This window comes from Mesorhizobium sp. M2A.F.Ca.ET.067.02.1.1, from assembly GCF_004023285.1.
GTDB lineage: Bacteria > Pseudomonadota > Alphaproteobacteria > Rhizobiales > Rhizobiaceae > Mesorhizobium.
In genome coordinates this window covers 15669-39311 of the sequence record NZ_RZSB01000009.1, presented here as the reverse complement: position 1 = coordinate 39311, position 23643 = coordinate 15669, and the positions used below count along the sequence as shown (strand labels likewise).

Below are 23643 nucleotides of genomic sequence, written 5' to 3'. Positions count from 1 at the left end.
CTCGACAAGATCCTGCGCGGCTACGGCACGGTGGGTAACGACTTCCCAATCAACGAAGCCTACCCGCTATTTTCCGACGATATTGAGCAGCGGGCCTTCGATCCGGACAAAGCCAAGTTCCACTATCAGAAGTCGGGCCACAGCGGGCCAATCCTGCTCAGGACCTCCGATGTTGCCTTCCCCGGCGCCGTCGACGCCGCCCAGCTCTACCAGCAGAGCTGCACCAAAGCCGGCATCACTATCGAGGTCAAGCGCGAGCCGAGCGATGGCTACTGGTCCGAGGTCTGGTTAAAGCAGCCGTTCGCGACTTCCTTTTGGACCGGTCGCGCGACGCAGGACCAGGCTTACTCGGTCGCCTATCTGTCGACGGCGGCGTGGAATGACACGCGCTTCGCTAACGAGAAGTTCGACAAGCTTCTCATCGAGGCGCGCGCCGAACTCGACCAGGACAAGCGCAAGAACCTCTATCGCGAGATGGCCATCATCGTTCGCGACGAGGGCGGCGTGATCGCACCGTTCTTCAACCAGTTCATCGATGCGACAGGGCCGGGCGTGAAGGGATTCGTGAAGCATCCTGCGCGGGATTTTAGCAACGCCTCCGCATTGGCGGAATGCTGGCTCGAAGCCTGAACGGCGTGACTTACGGCCTGATGCCGGTTGCCCAGCGCCACGCGCTGGGCAACGGCATCAGGATTTCGACATTAGGAGCACATGAAACGTGTCGACGCTCTCCTCGACGCTGGCCGCGTCGGCTTCATGGGTCTTGATTGAGGACGTGGGCCTCATCCTGTAGCCACGGACGGCCTAGATCCGCATGAGCTCAGCAGTCCGCGCTTAAACCGACCGGGTCACTGCGCCGCGCTGTGGCGCGGCTCAAGTGGCCGGCACCTCGACGCGCGAAGCCGCGTTTCCTAAGAGTCCGGCGGGGTTGGCTGCCACACCTTCAACGCGCGCGCTGCGGAGGCACAGGACCGCACGCCCGCCATTCGAATGTGACCGAGAAGCGCGGGCGGGTCATCTAGGTAGGGTCATGATCACGTCGTGCCCTGCTGAACACTCCCCCTTCGAGCGGCAAGGTCATGTGACGGATCCTGCGCGATTGGGGGCCAAAACGCCGATTTTGTGCTCGGACAGACGAGCGATACATGCAAAGCGACACATTGATGCTGGTACCAATGGTACTCTAAATAGTGGCCGCGTCGTCCGGCCCTAAGGGAACGATATTACCGAGGAGCATCCAAATGTCGCAGGAACTCGATTATCTCAGCCTCCGCGTCGCTGCGGGCCGGCTGAGCCGGCGTGAATTTCTTGGCCGCGCAACGGCGCTCGGCGTCTCGGCGACGTTTGCGAATTCGCTCCTTACTAGCGCTGCGCGAGCGGAGGGGCCCGTACGCGGCGGTATCCTTAAGGGCGGCCTTTCTGGAGGTAGCGCGACCGATAGTCTCGATCCGGCGACGTTCTCGACTTTGTCATCGATTTTCGGCGCCTGCTGGGGCGAGTATCTCGTTGCGATGGTGCCAGACGGCGGACTGGAGAACCGCATAGCTGAAAGCGTTGAGGCCAGCAAGGACGCCAAAACCTGGACGATGAAGATCCGCAAGGGGCTCGAGTTCCACAACGGCAAGGCCGTGACAGCGAAGGATGTGGCGGCGACTCTCGAGCGTCACTCTGACCCGAAGTCGAAGTCCGGCGCGCTCGGCGTGCTGAAGAGCATCGACACCATCAACGCGAATGGTGACGAAGTAGTCGTAACGTTGAAGGATGCCAATGCTGACTTCCCTTACCTTATGACCGACTATCACCTCATTATTCAGCCGAATGGGGGGAAGGACAATCCAGCCGAAGGCATCAGCGCTGGGCCGTACAAGGCGAGCGTCAACGAGCCCGGCGTTCGGTACGGCGGCGAGCGTTTCGCCAATTTCTGGCAGCCAGATAAGATGGGTTTTGCCGACCAGGTTGAGCTCCTCGCCATCAATGACGCGACGGCTCGTATCTCCGCGCTGCAGGCCGGCCAGGTGCATATAATCGACAAGGTCGAGCCCAAGGTCATCGATCTAATCAAGCGGGCGCCCAACTTGATAGTGGAGGCCGTCTCGGGTCCCGGCTACTATTGCTTCAACATGTTCTGCGACACCGCGCCCTTCGACAACAACGATCTGAGAATGGCATTAAAGCTTGCAATCGACCGTCAGGAGATGCTCGATAAAATCCTGCGCGGCTACGGCACGCTCGGCAATGACTTCCCGGTCAACAACGCATACAGCCTGTTTCCCGAAGACATCCCCCAGCGCGAATTCGATACCGACCAAGCCAAGCATTATTACAAAAAATCTGGTCACAACGGCCCAATCCTCCTTCGGGTCGCCAACGCCGGCTTCCCTGGAGCGGTCGATGCTGCACAACTCTACCAGCAGAGCTGTGCCAAAGCCGGCATCGCCCTTGAGATCCAGCGCGTGCCAGACGACGGCTTCTGGTCGGAGGTCTGGAACAAACAACCCTTCTGCAATACTTACTGGTCAGGCCGAGCGACGCAGGACCAGATGTACTCGACCACGTATCTGTCAACGGCCGAATGGAACGACACCCACTTCTCTAACGAGAAGTTCGACAAGCTTCTCATCGAAGCGCGCGCTGAACTCGATCAGGATAAGCGGAAGAACCTCTATCGCGAGATAGCCATCATTGTTCGCGATGAGGGAGGCGTGATCGTGCCAATGTTCAACCAGGCCGTCGACGCTATTTCCGACAAGGTTGGCGGCTATGTCGCTTGGCACGACGCTCTGATGAACAGCTTGGCTTTTACCAAATGCTGGCTAAAGGCCTAGTTCGTCGGCGTCGTTAACCTTCAGCTCGGACGCTATCCGGCAACTCTCTCATCGGCTAGGCATAGTTCGCATGATCCGAACAGGGACAGCTCATAAGATCTTGTTGGTGACGCGATGTAGGTGACCCCCCTCGCCGAGCTGCTTGTTGGGGATAAGCGCGCCAATTACCCTCACGTTCGAGGGCCGCTATTCCCATCCCGCGATGCCCCGCCGCAAGGCAGGTAGCGTGCTCAATATCGGCATTACAGTGGCAAAGCGGTTGCCGCGGAGTGGCCTGCTGCCGGTTTTTCGGACACGAGGTTAAGCTAGCATAGCTTGTTCCTCGAACTCGACGGGGCTCAGGTAGCCTAGCATCGAGTGCCTTCGCCGAGGGTTATAGAAGCGCTCGATGTAATCGAACACATCCGCCCTGGCGTCATCCCTCATCCTGTAGACCTTGCGGGCTGTCCGCTCGGTCTTGAGCGACGAGAAGAAGCTCTCCATCGCAGCGTTGTTCCAGACGTTGCCCGACCGGCTCATTGAACAGGTGATGCCGTGGTCGGCCATCAGTCGCTGGAACTGCTCGCTCGTATATTGCGATCCTTGGTCGGAGTGGTGCAGCAGGCTGTCCGGCTTGCCTCTCCTCCAGATCGCCATGATGAGAGCGTCGGTGACGAGCTGCGCCGTCATCTCGGCCTTCATCGCCCAGCCGACGACACGCCTGGAGAACAGATCAACGACGGCGGCAACGTAGAGCCATCCTTCGGCGGTCCAGATGTAGGTGAAGTCCGCAATCCACTTCTGGTTCGGGGCCGATGCCTCGAAGGCGCGGTCGAGTAGGTTCTCCGACACCGCCGCTCGCTCTCCGGTGTCCTTCGGCAGTCCGCGGCGCCGAGGCCGGACCCGCAGCCCGTTCTCCCGCATCAGCCGTTCGATGCGATGCAGTCCGCAGGAAAGCCCCTCTGCCAGAACGTCGTGCCAGACCCGACGCGCGCCGTAAGTGCGGTCGCTGCTCTTGAAGCTTCGGCCGATCCTGGAAACGAGGATCTCATCATGCCGGGAGCGAACGCTGGGGCTGCGGTTGAGCCAGGCATGGAAGCCCGAGCGGGACACATCCAGCGCACTGCACGCCATGCCACGGCCAGATGCCCCGGTGCCTCGCGATGAAAGCGAACCTCATGTCACTTCCCTCGCGAAGTAGGCTGCGGCCTTTTTTAGGATGTCGCGCTCCGCCTTCAGCTTCGCGACTTCCTTGCGCAGCCTGGCGCCCTGAGACTCGATGGCCCTCGTTATAGGGTGCCTGCAGCCACTGCTGTTGATGGCCATAAGGCGAGGATTTGTCACCCCCCATTAGTCGTCGCCTTTTGGTCGTGGGCAGCGAGTAAACGGCGGTTTCCTGCGTCGGTAAAGGCAAATTAGCGCGTTTCGCGCTCATTTAGGTTGATACGTTCACCATACGCGGCCGCCTTGTCGGCCTTAGGGGAACAGTAGTGAGGAACGTCTCATGTCACTTAAACTCGACTATCTCAACCGCCGTGGCCATGGCGGCGAGCACACCAATCCCATGAATGACTCCGCGCTATCCAAATGCTGGCTGACGGCGTAATGCGGTTGTCGGCGATGTCCCCCATTGTAAGACTGATCACCCAGCGCATCACGCTTGGAATCCTGCTCCTTTTCCTTGTCTCGATTCTAATCTTTGCCGGCACGCAGATCCTGCCAGGCGACGTCTCGCAAGCCATTCTCGGCCAGTCTGCGACCCCGGAAGCGCTCGCCAACCTGCGGGCCGAGCTGGGCCTTAACGATCCAGCGTACATCCGCTATTTCCGCTGGTTGGGCGGTGTGCTGACTGGCGATCTCGGCACCGCGCTCACTTCGCGACAGGAGATTACCGCGACGTTGCTGCCCCGGCTGTGGAATACACTCTTTCTGGCCTTCTGCGCGGCGACTGTGGCTGTCCCGCTCGCTATCATCCTCGGGCTGCTGGCGGTGCGCTATCGCAACGGCGTAATTGACAAGCTGATCTCCGGCTTCGCGCTTACCTCAACCTCGCTTCCCGAATTCTTCATCGGCTACCTCCTGGTTTATTTCTTCGCCGTGAAGCTGCAGTGGCTTCCGGGTATCTCCACTGTCTACGTTGGCATGCCGTTCCTGGAGCGCATGGAGGCCATCGCCCTCCCTGCGACGGTGCTCACGCTCGTCGTGCTCGCCCACATGATGCGTATGACGCGCGCCGCGATCCTGAACGTCATGCAGTCGGCCTATATAGAGACGGCCGAGCTCAAGGGGCTGCGGCAGATCGAGATTATCCGTCGCCATGCATTCCCGAACGCCATCGCGCCGGTGATCAATGTGGTAATGCTCAACCTAGCCTTCCTGATCGTCGGCGTCGTCGTCGTCGAGGTGATCTTCGTTTACCCCGGCATGGGGCAGTATCTTGTTGACCATGTCTCGAAGCGCGACGTGCCGGTCGTGCAGGCCGTCGGCCTGATCTTCGCGGCCGTTTATATTGGCCTGAACATCATCGCTGACGTCGCCGCAATCATCGCCAACCCGCGGCTGAGGCATCCCAAATGAGCGTCTCGTCAGCCCCACACGCCAAAGGCCGGCGTCGCATACCCATCGGTGCCGCGATCGGCCTGTTCTTCATCGGATTGTTCCTCTTCGCGGCGACTTTCGCGCCGCTGATCTCACCGCATCCACTGGGCGAGATCGTCGGGGACGTTTGGATGCCCATGTCCGGCGAGCACTGGTTCGGCACTGACAATCTCGGAAGGGATCTGCTCTCGCGCATGATTTATGGCGCCCGCACTACGATCTTGATAGCGGCCGCCGCTACCGCGCTTTCCTTTACGCTAGGGTCGATACTCGGCTTCACCGCAGCCGTCGTCGGTGGCTGGTTCGACATGACGATGTCGCGGTTCGTGGATCTGTTGATGTCGATCCCGACGCTGATCTTCGGTCTTGTCGTGCTGTCGGTGCTCCCATCCAACGTGGTGACACTGATATTAGTCATGGGTACATTGGACTCTACCCGCGTTTACCGGCTGTCACGCGCGGTCGCCGCCGACATCAACGCAATGGACTTCGTCGAGGCGGCCAAATTGCGGGGCGAAGACCGCGCCTGGATCATTTTCCGCGAGATTTTGCCCAATGCGCTGTCGCCGCTAGTCTCCGAACTCGGCCTGCGCTTCATCTTCGCCGTGCTCTTCCTGTCTGCCCTGTCCTTCCTTGGGCTTGGTGTGCAGCCGCCACAAGCCGACTGGGGCGGAATGGTGAAAGAGAACAAAGATGGCATTGTTTTCGGTATTTCCGCTGCCCTTATCCCAGCCGGGGCCATCGCAGCACTCGCCATCTCAGTCAATCTCGTCGCGGATTGGATCCTTAACCGGACCACCTCTCTCAGGGGAGGGCGCGGCAATGCCTAAGGCGGCAATGAAACGACCTCATGACGAAAGCTGCTCCTTGCTCGAAATCAGGAAACTGCGGATCGAAGCAACCTCCTACTCGCCGGGGGGCGATCCGCAGAATACCGTCATTGTGGACGACGTTTCGCTAAAGCTGGAGAAAGGCCGCGTCTTGGGCCTGATCGGCGAGTCCGGCGCCGGCAAATCGACTATTGGTTTGGCCTCGATGGGATATGGGCGAGGCGGCGTGCGCATCACCGGGGGCGAAGTCCTCCTCAACGGGCGCAACATTCTAGCACGGGGCGTCCAGGGATTGCGCAAAGTGCGCGGCAACAAGGTCTGTTATGTCGCGCAGTCGGCTGCCGCAGCGTTCAACCCGGCACTTCGTTTGATGGAGCAAGTCATAGAGTCCGCGTTGCTGCACCGTATCGCGACCCGAGCCGATGCGGAGAGGCGCGCCATAGCACTGTTCAAAAACCTCGGCCTACCCAACCCGGAAACCATCGGCCGTCGTTACCCGCACCAGGTTTCGGGCGGTCAATTGCAGCGCGTCATGACAGCCATGGCGCTATGCTCCGAGCCCGACCTTATCGTCTTTGACGAGCCCACCACGGCGCTCGACGTGACGACACAGATCGATGTGCTCGCTGCAATAAAGGATGCGATCCGTGATACTGGCGTCGCGGCCCTTTATATTACGCATGACCTTTCGGTCGTTGCCCAAGTCTCGGACGAGATCATGGTGCTTCGCCACGGCAAAATGGTCGAGCATGGCGAGACGCGGCAGATCATCGAGGCACCGCGGACGGAGTACACCAAGGCGCTGGTGTCGGTACGTTCGATCGAGCATCAGGAAAAGAGGCCGGCAGCCTGTCCGGTGCTCGAGGTGAGGAATATCACCGCGGCTTACGGCGGTCATGTAAAGGTGCTGCAGGAAGTTTCAATCGAGGTCCATCCCGGTCAGACGCTGGCCGTGGTGGGCGAGTCCGGCTCGGGTAAGTCCACGCTTGCGCGCGCCATCACCGGTCTGCTGCCGCCCACATCCGGCATGATCACCTTTGCCGGCCGCACGCTCACGCCGAGGCTTGCGGAGCGCTCGACGGACGATCTGCGCGAACTGCAACTGATTTACCAAATGGCTGACGTGGCGATGAATCCGCGCCAGACAGTTGGCACCATTATCGGCCGTCCGCTCGAATTCTATTTCGGGATGCGCGGTCGTGAGCGCGATCATCGCGTGGCGGAACTGCTCGACGAGATCGAGATGGGCAAGGGTTTCGTCGATCGCTATCCTGCCGAACTCTCGGGCGGCCAGAAACAGCGCGTCTGTATCGCTCGCGCGCTCGCCGCCAGGCCGAAACTTATCATCTGCGACGAGGTGACCAGCGCTCTCGACCCGCTCGTGGCTGATGGCATCCTCAAGCTGCTGCTGCGTCTGCAGAAGATCGAGGACGTAGCGTATCTGTTCATAACCCACGATCTCGCGACGGTGAAGGCGATCGCCGATTCCATCGCAGTGATGTATCAAGGAAGGGTCGTGCGCTATGGCTCCAAGACCGAAGTGCTCACCCCGCCCTTCGACGCATATACTGACCTTCTGCTCTCTTCAGTTCCCGAGATGGAGCTTGGCTGGTTGGAAAGCGCCATAAAGGGGCGCCGCATGGCAAGCGGGGGGAACTGATCTCTGGCCGCACCATATTGGCGTTGAACGCACTCCGGCGTGTTGAGGAGAGGCCAGGTAGGCGGCGGGAATTCTCGACTTGGCAGCGAATTCCAGGCAGGTCACCCGACTGGGGCAGGCAAGAGCGCCTGCCGGCGCACGCTGATCGGGGTGAATCCCCAGCTCGCTACCCAAGCTCCCAAATCGACCAAAGACGTAACGCGACGCTTTTTTCCTCTCTGGCTTTCCCAAATGCAGCCGACTGAGATGGACGATTTAACTTCCGAACGATGGTGAAGCCCGAATGCGAGAACGTCGTCCCGTGTGTCCGTGGCGGAGACGCGCCCGGCCGTAGGAAAACACCGATCTACTGCATCAATAACGTATGGTCGAAGTACGAACGCACGGTAGCAGCAGTCGAAGCGGTCACTCCGCTGCGTAAATGCCAGCTGACGCGAGCAGCTTCTTGTGGAGAGCCAAATAATGACTTGTTGCGAGCACCATATGTCGAAACCTTTAGAACCCCGTTATGAAGTGGTTCTACAAACTGGGTTGCGAGTTCCTATGCGCGACGGCGTGGAACTTGCGACGGATGTCTACCGCCCTCTCGGGTACACGGGCAAACTCGCTTCGATTTTGATCCGAACGAAGTACGGCAAGGCCGCATATCGTATGCCCGAACCCACACGCCCTGTAGCCATGATGTTCGCGGCTCAGGGTTACGCCGTGATTGTGCAGGAACTTCGTGGGCTCTTTGATTCTGGCGGTCATTTCGCGCTCCTCGAGCATGACGCGAAGGACGGCTACGATACTCTCTCCTGGATCGCCTCCCAGCCATGGTCGACGGGGCGGGTCGGCACGTACGGATGCTCCGCGCTCGGAATCACCCAGGTGCTTACCGCTCAGCTATGCCATCCCGCTCATCGCTGTGCGATCATAGAGGGGGCGGGCGGCACGCTATCTGGCGATCGACAGCGACTGGGGGATTTGCGCCTTTGCGGGTCGCGTCTTGGCGGCGCGCTAGTGTTGAGCATGTGGGTACCCCACTTCCATCAGAGCCATGGCAAGGATCGTTCCCGGCCGCAAGCGAAAGCCGACGAAGAGTACCAGCGCGCATTCGCAACGCTGCCGATCATCGACATCCTCAAGATCATCGGGTCACCGCCCACGGATTGGGAGGACTGGGTTTCACGGGACCCTGGGGATCCCTGGTTCGACAGGTTTGGTTTCCTTCGCGAGGACTCGGCAATTGACCTCCCAGCCCTATTTGTGAACTCGTGGTATGACGTCGGTGCCGCCGACGCCCTCTACACGCGGCGCCTCTTCAGCGCTCGGGGGACGAGCGCTGCGGCTCGTGATCACCAGCACATCATTCTCTCGCCAGCCACCCACTGCAAGACCGCGACACTTGAGGCCCCGACAGTCATCGGTGAGCGTGAGTTGGGCGATGCACGCTTAGATTGCTGGCAAATCTACCTGGACTGGTTCGACGGTTGGCTGAAGGAAATGCCCGACCGCATCGAGGCGATGCCCCGCGTCCGATACTATGTCATGGGTCGCAACGAGTGGCGTGCGGCTTCAGAATGGCCACCTGCCGGTGTGGAACTACAGCGTTGGTTCTTGCGAAGCGGTGGAAATTCCAACACTCGCCTCGGCGATGGCGCACTTGAACTCAACCCACCTGCCGAGGACGAGCCAGCCGATAGTTTTGTCTATGACTCTGGCAATCCGGTGCCGTTTTTGGGGGTTCATGGCGGAAACTCAAGGGGGACGACGATGGGCCCTCGTGACTATCAGGAAGTAGAACTCCGCCAGGACGTTCTGTGTTTTACGTCTGACCTCCTTGAAGAGGGAGTTGAAGTCAGCGGTTTCGTCAAAGCCGTCCTTTTCGTCTCATCTTCCGCCCGGGATACAGACTTTGTGGCCAGACTACTTGACGTGCATCCGGACGGGCGTGCCGTTGACGTCGTCGACGGGATACTGCGCGTTCGGTTTCGCGAAGGCTTCGACCGGTCAGTTCTGATGGAGCCGGGCAACGTCTACCAAGTACAGGTTGACCTGGATGCCACGAGCAACTGGTTCCCGCCCGGTCATCGAATTCGGCTCGAGATATCCAGCTCCTCGTTTCCTCGCTTCGATCGAAATCTGAATACGGGCGGCAACAATTGGGACGAAACGAAGTGGGAAGTCGCCCACAACAGCGTGCATCACTGCGAAGAGTTCCCCTCGTATGTTCTGCTGCCTATCGCGGCCGCCTGACCCTCGCGCTGTAGGGAATCGAACTCCGCTGAGAGTCTTCTAAGATGAGCGGTCGGACTGGCACTCACGCAACGGCGATTCGAAAGCCGTGCTCCTGGAACGAGGGTCGGTTGCAGTGGTGAACTGACATTCTGCTTTGCTCGCGCCGGGTAGCTGGGACGCGCCGCTCGGCGGCGTGATGGTGCAATGTGAGCCGGCGCAATCAACAGCAGCAGTCTATTCGGCCGAAGCGCATTCGCCGGGAAATCATTGCTTCACGTTAATCAAGCCATGTAGGGCAGATCAGGCGCATAGCTCAGGATCATTGGCGTTGCTTGCGTCCTGCTCCCTACTAGCGAGCCTTCGGCTCGTCAAGGTCAGACATGTGGCCAGCCTTGACCCTTCCGTTTACCGTAGAGTGAGTGTCTCCGAGTCTGACGTGCGGCTGGAAGCTCGCCGCTGTAAGTCCATCTTTGCGGTGCCATTCAAATCCAAGCTCTCAAGCAGCCAGCCATAATCGGCTGCATAGCTCATTAGGGGCATTGGGGCAGAAAAAAATTCGCCCTCTTTCGGCTGGCCTGTGCGCTGAGGTCGGATGCGGCGAGGGATGCACGGATGCACCAACATCCACCTACAGCTACATCACAAGGCGACTGCCCCCGCCATCAATCACTATTGTCGTGCCATTCAGGTATCTTGCTCGGTCACCGACGATGAATCCAACTAGCTCCGCGAGTTCGTCGGCAGTTCCGATACGCCCCAAGGGATTGGTATTGGCCACACGTTTGATAGCGGCATCTCGATTGAGACCTTCGTCGACCATCAACGCCTCAATTCTCTTGTGAACTCTGCCTGTGTCAAAATAACCAGGCGCGACAACGTTCACGCGAACGCCACTTCCCGCAAGTGTATCTGCGAGGTGCTTAGCTAATACTGCTATGCCGGCACGCATGACGTTCGACAGCAGTAGGTGACCTGTCGCCTCGTGCACGCCTCCCGAGGTAACATAGACGATATCGCCCCCACGACCAGACGCTTTCATCGCAGCGGCTGCCGCTCGCGACACCCTTACTGCACTCATGAGAAGCGTCTCGTAGGAATGATCCCAATCATCGTCGCTTAGGTCTTCGATAGTTCCGTGCGGCATATGACCGGAATTTACGACGAGGCAATCAATGCTCCCGAGGAGCTCCAAAGTGCGTTGCAACAACATGTCGACATCTGATCGCCGGGATAAATCTGCAATTATGCCATGAGCGCCAGCGCATCCCTCAATTTTCTGTAGATCACCTACGGCTTGGTCTAATGCAGCCTTGTTACGACCACAGATAACGACTTCCGAGCGATTTTTAGCTAATCGTTTTGCGATGGCCAAGCCAAGACCCTTGCTACTGGCCATCACCAGAACTTTTCGACAATGATCATTCATAGCGATGATCCCTTCCCGATTGAGAGTGGTCGAGCCGGACCACGGCTCTCTCTCACGACGTGCCGCGTAAGCATCCGTGCTATCTCTGCAGTTTCGAATCTAATAACTGAGCATTATTTGTCTATATATCTGAACGCACATTTCAAGCTGATCCAATTCAATGAACTCATTGTTTGTGTGAGCGCGATCAATGCTTCCTGGTCCTAGCACAATGCAGGGAATGCCGGCCAAAGATAGCTGACTAGCATCCGTGCCGTACGGCACTCCAATGTACGTGCCCGTGCCGGCAATATCGGCACACGCCTGCGCTGCCACAGAAGCTATCTTGCTTGACTCGGCACTGTCCGGAGCAGGATCTTCAAGCGCGGGCAGTAATGATCGGACCTTGATGTCTTCGCGATCCCGCAAACCTTGCAGTATGTTCTCCACTTCTGCCAATGCCTGCTCTGGTCGCTCCCCTGGAACGAGGCGCCGATCCACCCAGATGCGGCACGATGGAGGAACCGTCGTCAATTCCAAGCCACCCTCAATCAGACTTATCGTCAAAGTGGGAGGGCTGACCAAAGGTTGGGTGCGCGAAGCGAGATTCTCGCCGTGTTCGTTGAGCGCCAATATCACCTTTGCCATGCCTGAGATTGCATTGACTCCTAGGTGCGGCTTCGAAGTGTGAGCAGGGACACCCTGAACCTCGATTTGCCAGCGGACTGACCCTTTGTGGGCGACTACAAGCTCGAGCTCGGTTGGTTCGCCAACAACGGCGGCATCATACGACTTGCCGGAGAGAGCGATGGCGCGAGCGCCGATCTTGCGGTACTCTTCATCAATGCTAGCGGCAACGACAATTGTGGCATTCGGCTGACGGTCACCTAGGGTACTCAGGGCGATCATCATTGCAGAGAGGGAACCTTTTGTGTCGCAACTCCCCCTGCCGTAGAGTCGATTGTCCTTCAATTCGGGAGAAAATGGATCGGAAGCCCAATTATCAGTGGGCACCGTGTCCATATGGGCCACGAAAAGAAGGCGCCGACCAGGGTCTTTGCCTGAGATCCAGGTCAAGAAGTTCGAGCGCCCGTCGACAACGTGCTGGAGTTCATAAGGCAGGTTTCGGTCCCGGCAAAACCCTTCAAGATATTCGGCGACCCGCTGTTCTCCGCTGCCCCTGGGTGAAAGCGAAGGGTTGACGCTTTCAATTTTGACAAGGTCTTGAAGAAGTGCCACCGTATCCGCGCTTTGCGATGACATAAATTCTCCTATCCGGTTGTAATCTGGCGCAGCTAATTCGACCATTTCTTGACTATATCGATAACTTGGCCGACTTCTTCTTCGCTGTTGTAAAGATGAAGCGAGAACCGAAGGAGCCCTCGTCGCGTTGATGCAACGACCTTGTTTTCCGCAAGATAGCTGTGCAGCGACGGTATGTAGGCGGCGACTTCTTGCGTTCCGCCGAGTGCAGCCATGTCGCCAATCGCCACAATACTCCCAGTGTGGTCGCCAGGAGGCCCGCCACAGACAGGCAGTCCGGCTTCTAGCAGCCCTGAAGCCAGTCGAGTTGCCAAAGATGTCACGTGCTTGTCGATTGCTTCTGTTCCGATCTCCAGCAGTTGCCCCAAGGATGCGTGCGCGGCAATCATGCCTGGGAAATTGTAATGCCCGATATCAAAACGAGGCGCTCCAGCCCGCAGCCTGGCGGCGTTGAGAATGGGAGCCGACTCTGGTGCGTTCCCGAGATCGACGCTAAAGCGAGCGAGGTAAGCTGGCTTTAGCTGATCTGCCCACTCCCGGCGGCAGTAGAGAAACCCCGATCCGTAGAGGCCCATCAATCCCTTCACAGTCGAGACGGCCAAACCATCTACTCCCAACCGGTTGACATCAGTATGGAGAATTCCGACCGACTGAGTCCCGTCCGCCAAAAGGAAGGCGCCATGACGCCTGCACGCCTCCGCGACGGGTTGCGTGACTGTCCGAAAACCAGGAACCATTGTTGCGGTCGAAAGCGCCACAACGCGAGTCCTGGAATTAAGGGCATTGACAATCGCATCTACGGGAATGGCACCATTATCCGGCTCCACCAATTTCAGATCAACATCATGTAGAGCTTTCACCTGGAGCCATGGCAGGATGTTGTTAGCATGCTCAAGTTGAGGGCATAAGACAACGCTGTCGCCGGCTCGCCAGTCAATCGCGTTGGCGATTATGTTGATACTCTCTGACGCGTTCTTTGTGATGGCAATTTCATCTTTATCCGCACCAACAAATCTAGCAAATCTGGCGCGTGTCTTCTCGATGGCCGCCAATTGGCTAAGCTCATCGTTTATCCCGTGCAATCTGTTATTCAGATGATCCTCGAACGACATTCTTGTGGTACGAGATATCAATCCTTGGTTGGCAACATCCATGTAAATAAAGTCTTGCGTCGCTGGGAAATCGTCCCTGATGCTGTCTAATGGAAGGGGACTGCCGTTCATAATCATGGAGCTCGTCAATTGCGGTTTACCTTGGTCCAAACGCCGCGGACAGACTCCAGGCGCGAACGCGGCTGGCGGCAGCGGGGAACTAGCTTCGTCTGTGCAGGATTGATCATATCCGTCAGACCATGGGAAATTCCCCCTATTTCTCACCCATGTTGAGGATTTTCTGCATAGATGCGAATTGCGTGCAGACTTTCGAGCCGGGAGGGGGCAGCCAATCGTGCGCGCAGGCACTTTGCATCGGGAGGCCCGCGACGTCAGCGCCTCGGACAGGGGACCCGACGTCAGCGGTGACGGCAGCCGCATTCTTACCCGATCACAAGCCTGCCATCTCAACTGGCAGAACACTCCGACGGCCCGCACGCGCGCCGAGGCTGCCGAAAGTGAAGTGATCTAAGTCGGCGAAGTCCAGGCTCCTGACGCGGGCACAACCTTCGCGCAGATTTCGCCCGACCCGCCGCCATTTTCCAGAGGTTTGGATTGTTGGGATGGCTGTCGATGGAACAGCAATGTCGACGAGGACGGAGGCTTTTGAGCAATCAAGGCCAGATCAACGCAGGTTTCCTGCGCGAACTTGGAAACGACGGCAACGTTATGCGCAGGTCAGGTGCTACGATACACCGTCCAGCGCGTGGCGCGCCTCTTTGTTTCGAAGGGCTCCTATGAAAGTTTCCGGCATAGACACCATAAAGGTAGAAAAAGACTTGGCTTTTACTATCCAGGAGTATCAAAGAAGGCTCAAGGCGGTACGCGAAAGCATTGCAGCCCGGGATCTGGACATCCTCGTGGTGACCATCCCCGAGAACATGCTTTACTTAAGCGGTTACAACACGCTCGGTTATGCCTCCGCCCAGTATCTGCTTATCCCGCTGCAAGGGGAGCCCCTCCATATCACCCGTGGCATTGAAGAGGTGAATGTCCGGGCCTATTCGTGGATAGATAACAGTACCAGCTACATGGACCACGAGGCCCCGCTCGAGCTGCTCGCGGAAACGCTGCGTAACCTGGGTTTTGCCAAGGCGAAGGTAGGGTTCGAGAAAAAGTCTTGGTTCTTCTCGATCGCCGATTACGAAGCGCTCAAGACCCTTCTCCCTGACGTCCGTTTCGAAGATGGCTCGATGATTGTCGAGGCGGTCCGCGTCGTCAAATCCGATGCCGAAATAGACTATATCCGGCAGGCAGCGCGGATTGCCGAGGCCGGCATCGAAGCGGGCATCAACCAGATAAGGGCCGGCGTGAACGAGAATGAAATCGCCGCCGAAATCCAGCGCGTAGTCACGCTCAAGGGAAGTGAATACCCCGGCTACCCGCCGTTTGTGACTTCGGGCGTGCGCACGAGCTATGCGCATGGCACGTGGTCGGGCCGGCAGATTCAGCCGGGTGATCCTGTCTTCCTCGAACTGTCCGGCACCGTTCGACGCTATAGCGCCGCGATTATGCGGGCTTCCGTGGTCAGTCCATCCAACCGTGAACTCGAGAAAATGGAGGACGTGTCACGAAGGGCGCTGGAAAACATGCTCGACGGCATACGTCCTGATCGCCCCCTCGGTGAGGTGTGGAGTATCTGGTCGCAGACTGTCAACGATGGAGGCTATGAAGGCCGCTTCAAGCGTACGGGGTATTCCATCGGCATCAGCTACCCGCCGGATTGGGGCGAAGGGCACATCCTGTCGTTTAAGCGAGGGGAAACGCGGATCCTCAAGCCCAATATGGTCTTCCATATCCCCTCGATGGTCAAGGCTTTCGGCTTTGCGGACGTCGGCACCAGCGAGACTGTTCGCGTGACCGAAACTGGCTGCGAGATTTTGACGAACTACAAACGTCAGCTTTACGTCCGCTAAAACAGACGCAGGCTTCTGATGATACCGGGCTGGGCCAATCGAGAACAACTTGGGGGTGTTCCGATCGCGGCCCGGTTCGCTGCCAGGCCAGTAGACGCGCAATGTTAACGCACCTGCAAACGCTGCTTCGTCCAACACAGCAGCAGCTGGCGAACATGCGCGTGATCCCGATAAGTGCTTGTAGGTCCGTTCCCAAGTGAAACCTTCTTCACGGGCGGTGTCGCCTTGATCAAGTATAGGCCTGATGAGGGCTGAAATTCAGAGAGTTAGCGATCTGCCGCCAGGTCGTGATGGCATTGGCCGAAGTCAAAGGAGCATTCCGGTGTCTCAGGAATTCGAAGATATCAACCGCCGCGTTGCCGGAACCTCACAGACCAATCCCGAGTTATGGCGGCCCGATGCGACGCTGGGTGCGCCTATGATCCCACCCGACGAGTGGTCTTTTTGGCCTTATAGCAAATGGACATACTCGCACGTAAGCGAATCTACGCGAACCGCCCGGGTTTGGCGCGGGCCAGGACCGGTCCTGCCGCTTCCAAGCCGGATCAGGGGGGATATCGGTGATATCGAAGTTGAGTCCAGCGACGGCCAACGCGCCACGATCCGCGAATACCTCGAGAGGGACTATACTGACGGGTTTCTGGTTTTGCACCAGGGCGAGATCGTGTTCGAAACATACATGAATGGCATGGAACCGCATTCTCAACACATCGCTAGATCGGGTTCCAAGTCCATCACCGGGACGGTGTTCGGGATTCTAGTGCACCGTGGGCTTATTGATCCTGAAAGTCTGGTAACACGGTATCTGCCGGAACTGCAGGCGACCGCCTATCGCGGGGCCACGGTGCAGCACTTGCTGGACATGACTGCGGGCGCCACTCTCAAGGGTTTGTGGTACGTGCCAAACAACGATTACTTTAATTACGTTGTAGCAACAGGATACTTCGGCCCCCCGGAGGGACATCCTGACGCACCCGCCGACATATGGCAGGCCATTCTGCGGATAACCGAGCAGGAGGCGCCGCACGGCGCGCGGTTCAAGTACTTTGACCCCAACATCGACGTGCTAGGGCTAATCATGCAGCGCGTATCAGGCAAGTTTCTCCCGGAACTGTACAGCAGCGAATTGTGGAGTCCGATGGGGGCGGAGGAAGACGCCTGCCAAATCGTAGACAAGTCTCGTTTTTCAATGTCGTCCGGTGGATTTCAAGCCACACTCCGTGATTTCGCGCGCTTCGCGCTGCTGCATCTTCGCGGCGGCAGGCTCAACGGCAGGCAGATCGTTCCATCTGAATGGATCGAGGCGATAAGACGCCCTAAGCCTCTTCTGTTCGACTTGTTCGCGCCGAACGGTTCTTATGCCGATGCCAGTTCAGACCTGCCCAATGGCGCTTATCACAATACTTTCTGGATTGAAGACCAAGAGAGAGGCGCCTACATCGCGTGGGGGTATGGTGGCCAGGTGATCTATATTGATCCTCAAGCAGACTTCGCGGCGGTGAAGCTCTCACACCAGCCTGGCCAATCACCGGTGAAGCGGGCACAGTGGCCTGACCAAGTTTACCAGGCCCCCAAAGCCCTTCCCTTTGATGCGTTCGGGGCGATTCGCGCCATCCGAGATGCGCTGGAAAGTTAAGAAACCGGTGCGAGATCGAGCGGTTCGGCGATGCAAGACCGCCGGAGGGGCAGGGTCGGGTTACGCACGAAGGTAAGCTGATTTTTGCGATCGAGATCGAGCGCGGCCTGGATTGGTTGTGATAGCCGATGTTGCTGCCGAACTCCAGACCGGCGCAGTCAACCGGCTGTCACGCGCCGCCCCGCCGACATCAATACGATCGACTTTGTCGAGGCGGCCACAATGCGGGGCGAAGGCCGCGGCTGGATCATCTTCTGCGAGGTTCAGCGGAATGTCTCTCGCCGCTACTCTCGGAACTCGGCCTTCGCTTCATCTTCGCCGTGCTCTTCCTTCTGACCCGTCCTTTCGTGTCCTCACGGTGAGGTACAGTGACGGCTGGCTTGCTGAGTTGGCTGAAGGCAGTGCAAAGCACTCGGAGTAGCCCTGTGACGAAGCATCAGGTTGAGCGGCTGGTCGCGGCGACTTTCGAGGGCTGGGGCCAGTGTTTCGGCGATCGCGCGATCGGGCGAGCCTCCAGTGCCAGCTTTTCCGGTCGCAAGGAGCTCTGCCAGATCTCCGTGCCGTCCGTGCCGCAGCTTGTTACCGTGGAGGTCGTTTTGGCGAAGCCAGCGCATATGTTCCGTCCGGGCGATGAAGAGCAGCATGGAAAAATGGAGCCTGGCGGCATCCGTCGGCTGTGGATCGAGAGTATCGACACCTACGCGCTCGGCCGGTTCCTTGATGTGCTGGAGCGGTCTATCCAGTCTCGAACGGCGTGGAGGTGTGGGTGGCCACTGGTTATATAGACATGTGCAAGGCTTCTCCGGCCTCGCATTGATACTGCAGGAGACCTCGAAGCGTGTTTCAGAGGATGTGGCCATCCCGGACGAGTTCGTCCATCACCGAGCGCACTGCGCTTTCGGCGATTGCAGCGATCTCTTCGACTTCTGCCTTGGTTGCTATCAACGGCGGAGCAATGCCCAAAATGTCCCCGAGCGGCATGGCACGAGCGATAAGACCACGGTCACGGGCAGCCTTCGAAATTCTGGCACCAACCTTGAGCGTCGGATCAAAACCTTTGCGTTTGTGCCGATCGGCGACAAATTCGATTGCGCCCATAAGACCGACGCCGCGCACTTCGCCGACGATCGGCAACTGCGCGAATCTTTCCTTCAATTGCGCCTGGAAGAATGCGCCAACGTTGCGAGCATTGCCGGGTAGGTCTTCCTTCTCGACAATGTCGAGAACCGCGTTCGCCGCCGCCGCTCCGATCGGATGACCTGAGTAGGTATAGCCGTGGGAGAATGCACCGACTCTGTCGGCTCCATCTTCCAGAACCTTGTAGACCTTTTCACCGACGATTGCCGCGGAGAGCGGGAAGTAGGCCGACGTCAAACCTTTCGCGATCGTGATCAGATCTGGCTCGATGCCATAGTGCTGGGAGCCGAACATTTAGCCGATCCGGCCGAAACCGGTGATGACTTCATCAGCAATGAGCAGCACATCATGCTTTTTGAGGACCGTCTGTATCGCTTCCCAGTAACCTTCCGGCGGAGGCGTGATGCCGCCCTGCCGAGCACCGGCTCGCCGATGAAGGCGCCAACATTGTCCGGGTCCAGGCGTTCGATCAGCTGATCCAGCTCGGCGGCGCGGCGAACGGAGAATTCGCGCTCGGTCTCGCCCGGGTGTGGAACACCGGTGTGAACAATCTGCGGGAGCGGCAGATCCATGTGGTCGTGGTAAAAGCTCATGCCGGTCATGGACCCCGACACGACGCTGCAGCCGTGATAACCGCGCTCGCGCGAGATGATCTTTTTCTTGTTCGGCTTGCCCCGAAGATTGTTGTAGTACCAGACCAGTTTGGCCTGCGTCTCGTTGGCGTCCGAGCCGGACATGCCATAAAAAATCTTGCTCATCTTACCTGGCCCCATTTTCACGAGACGGTCAGACAGGATAGCAAGTTCGTCGGTCGTGTGCGCGGCGTAGGAATGGTAATAGGCGAGACGGTGAGCTTGGCGGGAGACCGCCTCTGCGACTTCGGTGCGGCCGTAGCCGACGTTAACGCAGTATAGGCCAGCGAAGCCGTCGATAAACTGGTTTCCATGCGCATCCTGGATGCGGATGCCTTTGCCCGTTTCGATGATCGTTGGATCACCAAGCTTGCCGCTAGCGAAATCCCTGAGCTGCGTGAAAGGATGCAGGACAGAGTTCCTGTCCTTCTCGCTTACTTCTTTAATGTTGATAGCCATCAACGCATCCTCTTATGCTGCAAGGTTTCCGAAGCAGGTGTATTTGGGTTCCAGATATTCGGTAATGCCATGTTTTGAGCCTTCCCGGCCGAGTCCGGATTGTTTCCATCCGCCGAAGGGGATGGCCGCTCCCGTAAATTTTGGGGTGTTGACCGCCACCATGCCGTATTCGAGCCGGTCGGTAAGCCGCATCGCGCGGTTAAGATCTCGGGTGTAAACATACGCCGCAAGACCCATCTCAGAGTTGTTCGCGCGCGCGAGCACCTCCGCTTCGTTGTCGAAGGGCAGAATTGCAGCCACTGGCCCGAACGTTTCTTCTTTTGCAACCCGCATGTCGTCGGTCACATCGGCGAGCACTGTCGGCATCACGAAGTTCCCATCAAGAGCGGTATCCTGTGCGCCGACTATCATTCGAGCCCCTGCTGAAAGGGCCTCGGAGATCTGCCGCCTGCATTTTTCGGCACCAGATGCCTTGGTCATTGGACCGATGTCGACGTCGAGCTCCAATCCGTGTCCGACTTTCAGTTTGCTGGTGGCCTTGCCGAATTCTTCTACGAATCGGTCGTAGACTCCCTGCTGAACGTAAATCCTGTTTGCTGCCAAACAGTCCTGGCCGGATGTAGCGAACTTTGCTGCCATGCAGCCTGCGACCGCAGCTTCCATCGGCACGTCGTCGAAAAGAATGAACGGAGCATTGCCGCCCAGCTCGAGCGAAGCTTTCTTTATAGTCCTTGCGGATTGCTCAAGCAGGATTCGGCCGACCTCGGTCGAGCCCGTAAAGGAGAACGCGCGCACATCGGTATGTTCCAACAGCCGCTTGGCAATTGGGGGAGCTTCGCCGGTTATCACCTGAAACACGCCGGCGGGGATTCCTGCGTCTTCGGCAAGACGGGCAAGCGCGAGAGCTGACAAGGGGGTTTCTGGAGCGGGCTTTACAATCATGGTGCAGCCAGCGGCCAATGCCGCTCCAGCTTTTCTAGTGATCATTGCCGATGGAAAGTTCCATGGTGTGATAGCAACGGTCACTCCGATGGGCTGCATCTGCACGGCGAGCCGGCTTCCAACTATATGGCTGGGGATGGTTTCGCCGTACGCTCGCTCGCCCTCCGCTGCAAACCAGTCCAGAAAGCCCGCAGCGTATGAGATTTCGCCGCGAGCCTCCGTGACGGGTTTGCCCTGCTCGGCGGTCATGATGACGGCCAGATCTTCCGCGTTTTCGCGCAATCCTGTCGCCCACTTCCGGAGGTATGCGCCCCGTTCTGAAGGAAGCAAGTCGCGCCACCGCAGGAATGCGCTTCGCGCGAAATGCACCGCGTTATCTACATCAGACATTTCGCAGGCTGCCACCTGAGCCAATTCTTCGCTAGTAGCGGGATCCACCACCGGGAGGGTTTCCGGCTTCCAGAGCCAAGCGCCATTCACATACGCGCCTCGTTGCAGCAGGTTCGGGCGTTTGAGGCCCTCCAATGCAGCGGTTGCAGAACCTTTCATCTAAAACTCCGGATCGGGCGTTCAATCTTATCAAAATTAGCCCTGTAAAATCGTCGATTGGCAGCGCAGTTACAGCCTACCAAGCCGTTCTCCTGCGAACACTGACATGCAGACGAATTGTTCCGCCTTATGAGACTGGTGAATGGTCGTTGGTTGAAGAACGGATTGATGAAGAGAAGCATGTTTGCGGAAGCACTCTGCGCCGGGCTCCTACTCGCACAGAACGACCGAGATTTCTTTTGTGTGTCCGGTGTCAGCACCAATGAGGCAATATCGGCTTAACTGAGAGAGGAGGATTTCTGGCTCATCGTAGCCCTTCAAGGAGCGAAGATGAGACAGAAAGCCGAGACACCGAAACAGCAGAGACGGTCATCAAGGACATGCGCCGGGCCACCCGCAAGCAGTATGGAGCGGAAGATAAGATCCGCATCGTGCTGGAAGGTCTGCGCGGCGAGGAATCGATCGCGCTGTGCCGGCGCGAAGAAATTGCCGAGAGCCTTTATTACAACTGGTCGAAGGAATTCCTCGAGGCCGCCAAGAAACGGCTGGCAGGTGACACGGCGCGTGCCGCCACCAGCGAAGAGGTCAAGGTGCTGCGCCGCGAGACCCGTGATCTGAAGGAGGTCGTCGCGGAGCAGGCGCTTGAACTGCGGCTGCTCAAAAAAGCATGATCGCGGATGGGAGCGACGACGAATGAGATACCTCGCCTCCGAGAAGCTCGAGATCATCCGGGTCGTCGAGCAGTCGCACCCGCTGGCACGCCTCACACTGGACAAGCTCGGCATTCCCCGCGCCACCTTCCACCGATTGGAACCGCATTCCCGACGAGGTGCGGGAGCAGATCGTCGAATTCGCCCTAGACAGGCCGGAGCTGTCGCCACGCGAACTGGCGGTAACGTTCACCGACACAGAAAGCTATTTTGTCTCGGAGGCTTCGGTAAGGCCCACGATCTGATCACCAGCCCGGCCTTCACCTCATCAAGGCTGCCGACGAGTTCCATGACAAGACAACTGCGCCGAACAGCTGTGGCAGACCGACTTCACCTATCTGAAGGTCATCGGCTGGGGCTGGTTCTATCTCTCCACCATTCTGGACGACTTCTCCCACTATATCATCGCCTGGAAGCTATGCACGACCATGAGGGTGGAGGTCACCGACACGCTGACCTGGCGCTCACGGCATCGGGCTGCGATCGGGCGACGGTGTGTCAGCGGCCGCGGCTAGTCTCCGACAACGGCCCGTGCTACATGGCGGCGGCTTGGCCGATTGGCTCTCGGATCAAAACTTCGAGCGCACCCGCGGCGCGCCCAGCCATCCGCAGACCCAGGGCAAGATCGAGCGATGGCACCAGACGCTGAAGAACCGCATTCTATTCGAAAATTACTTGCTGCCCGGCGATCTCGAAGCCGGATCGCCTCCTTCGTCGAGCACTACAATCACCGGCAGCTACCACGAGAGCCTCGACAACCTCACCCCGGCCGACATTTACTTCGCCCGAGGCCAGACCATTCTGTTGCAAAGGGAAAGGATCAAACGAAAGTCCAATCGAACAACGGCCCTGCGACACCCAGAGCCGCCAAAATGACAACCGAGACGCGCCAGAGCCTCCGCTAAATCAGCGCTCCAGTTGTCTCAAATTCCCTGACGACGGAGGACACTGCACTAGTCGGCGGGTCTCGAGTGCGACGCGCCTGTTCAGGTAAGCTAGGGGTTCTTGCCTTGCCTGACATGTCCGGATCGGAATTCCCTTTCCCCTGCGGGCATGCGATGCGTATGCGCGCCGGAATATCTCTCACCGTCTCGCTGTTTGACCATGGGCGTTTGGTTGCCTTGGTGTGGCAGGAGCGCTTCGCTACTGCAGGCTTCGAGGGGCTACTTCGTGACAAGACAGGCTTTCGCCCATTGCGCAGATCGGGCTCAGATTGCCGAGCGCGTGGTGGGTTCATGCTCGCCGATCCTCCGGTAAGACGACGCACTGGACCGCAGGCGCACGGCCTGCAGCCAAATGGGACCAAAGCTTTCACCTGGACCGCCGACCCCGACAAAATCATTCGCTGCCGCCCAACGCCGGCAGCAAGTGTTAAATTCCATCCAATAGCTGTTCAGCAGGTCCTCGTACTTAACTCTGAGGCTTTCAGAAGCCATCTTTCGTGAAGTGACGGTGAGCTGGTATTAATCGAGCTTGCCGGCTTCTCGGATACAGCAGGTCACCGAAGTTTCTTGGCGGTTCGTGCTCACGCTTGATGGCGGTTGCCGTGACCTCGGTCGATAGCGCTGCGCGTCACGTTCCCGTCAAGTGGAGACCCTGGTGCTTTCCATCAGCTGCCCACGTGGGACCGTCGTGACGGCGCAATCGGCCTGAGGCTGGAGTTGCAAACGAAGTGCGTACGGAGTGAAGATGGTGATTGTCGGCGTCGGATCGCGTTGGCGGGCCGGGAGG

Annotated in this window: 13 protein-coding genes and 4 pseudogenes; 11 read left to right on the top strand and 6 right to left on the bottom strand. The window is 58.3% G+C overall.

Going from position 1 to position 23643, the window contains the following annotated elements; genetic code table 11:
- Both EOA28_RS02460 and EOA28_RS02455 read left to right on the top strand, forming a co-directional pair.
- A partial coding sequence (locus EOA28_RS02460) for an ABC transporter substrate-binding protein (RefSeq protein ID WP_245501461.1) occupies positions 1 to 630 on the top strand: 630 nt, incomplete at its 5' end.
- Between the two features lie 611 nt (positions 631 to 1241).
- The gene (locus EOA28_RS02455; RefSeq protein WP_128314547.1) at positions 1242 to 2825 is read left to right on the top strand and encodes an ABC transporter substrate-binding protein; all 1584 of its coding nucleotides are present in this window, start codon (positions 1242 to 1244) and stop codon (positions 2823 to 2825) included.
- Between the two features lie 300 nt (positions 2826 to 3125).
- Here the strand turns inward: EOA28_RS02455 and EOA28_RS02450 are convergent.
- A pseudogene (locus tag EOA28_RS02450) lies at positions 3126 to 4067 on the bottom strand (IS3 family transposase); the annotation flags it as partial.
- A 324-nt stretch (positions 4068 to 4391) separates the two neighbouring features.
- On the opposite strand from EOA28_RS02450, the gene EOA28_RS02445 reads away from it, so the two are divergent.
- From EOA28_RS02445 to EOA28_RS02430, 4 genes are all read left to right on the top strand, one after another.
- Positions 4392 to 5381 (top strand): ABC transporter permease, encoded by a 990-nt coding sequence (locus EOA28_RS02445; RefSeq protein ID WP_245501460.1) that lies wholly within the window; start codon positions 4392 to 4394, stop codon positions 5379 to 5381.
- Complete coding sequence (locus tag EOA28_RS02440) at positions 5378 to 6232, top strand: ABC transporter permease (RefSeq protein WP_128314546.1); 855 nt, start codon at positions 5378 to 5380, stop codon at positions 6230 to 6232. The genes EOA28_RS02445 and EOA28_RS02440 overlap by 4 nt, the downstream gene beginning before the upstream one ends.
- Positions 6225 to 7892 (top strand): ABC transporter ATP-binding protein, encoded by a 1668-nt coding sequence (locus EOA28_RS02435; RefSeq protein ID WP_128314545.1) that lies wholly within the window; start codon positions 6225 to 6227, stop codon positions 7890 to 7892. Before EOA28_RS02440 ends, EOA28_RS02435 begins: the two co-directional genes overlap by 8 nt.
- 543 nt (positions 7893 to 8435) lie before the next feature.
- Entirely contained in the window at positions 8436 to 10130 is a 1695-nt protein-coding gene (locus EOA28_RS02430; RefSeq protein WP_189341901.1) for a CocE/NonD family hydrolase, read from the top strand.
- 616 nt (positions 10131 to 10746) lie between these two features.
- On the opposite strand, the gene EOA28_RS02425 is transcribed toward EOA28_RS02430, so the two are convergent.
- The 3 genes from EOA28_RS02425 to EOA28_RS02415 form a co-directional block, all read right to left on the bottom strand.
- Positions 10747 to 11538 carry an SDR family oxidoreductase gene (locus EOA28_RS02425; RefSeq protein ID WP_128288320.1) on the bottom strand — a complete coding sequence of 264 codons (792 nt, stop codon included), beginning with the start codon at positions 11536 to 11538 and terminating at the stop codon, positions 10747 to 10749.
- 99 nt (positions 11539 to 11637) lie between these two features.
- Positions 11638 to 12780 carry a M20 family metallopeptidase gene (locus EOA28_RS02420; protein WP_095489429.1) on the bottom strand — a complete coding sequence of 381 codons (1143 nt, stop codon included), beginning with the start codon at positions 12778 to 12780 and terminating at the stop codon, positions 11638 to 11640.
- Between the two features lie 32 nt (positions 12781 to 12812).
- The gene (locus tag EOA28_RS02415; RefSeq protein WP_245501459.1) at positions 12813 to 14003 is read right to left on the bottom strand and encodes an aminotransferase class V-fold PLP-dependent enzyme; all 1191 of its coding nucleotides are present in this window, start codon (positions 14001 to 14003) and stop codon (positions 12813 to 12815) included.
- A gap of 665 nt (positions 14004 to 14668) precedes the next feature.
- Between EOA28_RS02415 and EOA28_RS02410 the strand changes: the two genes are divergently transcribed.
- The 4 genes and pseudogenes from EOA28_RS02410 to EOA28_RS02395 all read left to right on the top strand — a co-directional run bounded on the left by EOA28_RS02410 (position 14669) and on the right by EOA28_RS02395 (position 18268).
- Positions 14669 to 15847: a Xaa-Pro peptidase family protein gene (locus tag EOA28_RS02410; RefSeq protein ID WP_095489431.1), complete on the top strand. Its 1179-nt coding sequence runs from the start codon at positions 14669 to 14671 to the stop codon at positions 15845 to 15847.
- A 322-nt stretch (positions 15848 to 16169) separates the two neighbouring features.
- A complete protein-coding gene (locus EOA28_RS02405; RefSeq protein ID WP_189341900.1) occupies positions 16170 to 17483 on the top strand; it encodes a serine hydrolase in 1314 nt (437 codons plus the stop codon).
- 157 nt (positions 17484 to 17640) lie between these two features.
- Positions 17641 to 17833 (top strand): annotated as a pseudogene (locus EOA28_RS39950) (ABC transporter permease); the annotation flags it as partial.
- A gap of 75 nt (positions 17834 to 17908) precedes the next feature.
- On the top strand, positions 17909 to 18268 hold the full coding sequence (locus EOA28_RS02395; RefSeq protein ID WP_128314541.1) for a hypothetical protein: 360 nt from the start codon (positions 17909 to 17911) through the stop codon (positions 18266 to 18268).
- Between the two features lie 58 nt (positions 18269 to 18326).
- Here EOA28_RS02395 and EOA28_RS02390 read toward each other — a convergent pair.
- Positions 18327 to 19711: pseudogene (locus EOA28_RS02390) on the bottom strand (aminotransferase).
- 12 nt (positions 19712 to 19723) lie between these two features.
- Positions 19724 to 21202, bottom strand: coding sequence for an NAD-dependent succinate-semialdehyde dehydrogenase (locus EOA28_RS02385; protein WP_128314540.1), 1479 nt, complete (start codon positions 21200 to 21202; stop codon positions 19724 to 19726).
- 380 nt (positions 21203 to 21582) lie between these two features.
- On the opposite strand from EOA28_RS02385, the pseudogene EOA28_RS02380 reads away from it, so the two are divergent.
- Positions 21583 to 22788, top strand: a pseudogene (locus EOA28_RS02380) (IS3 family transposase).
- Positions 22789 to 23643 lie beyond the last annotated feature (855 nt).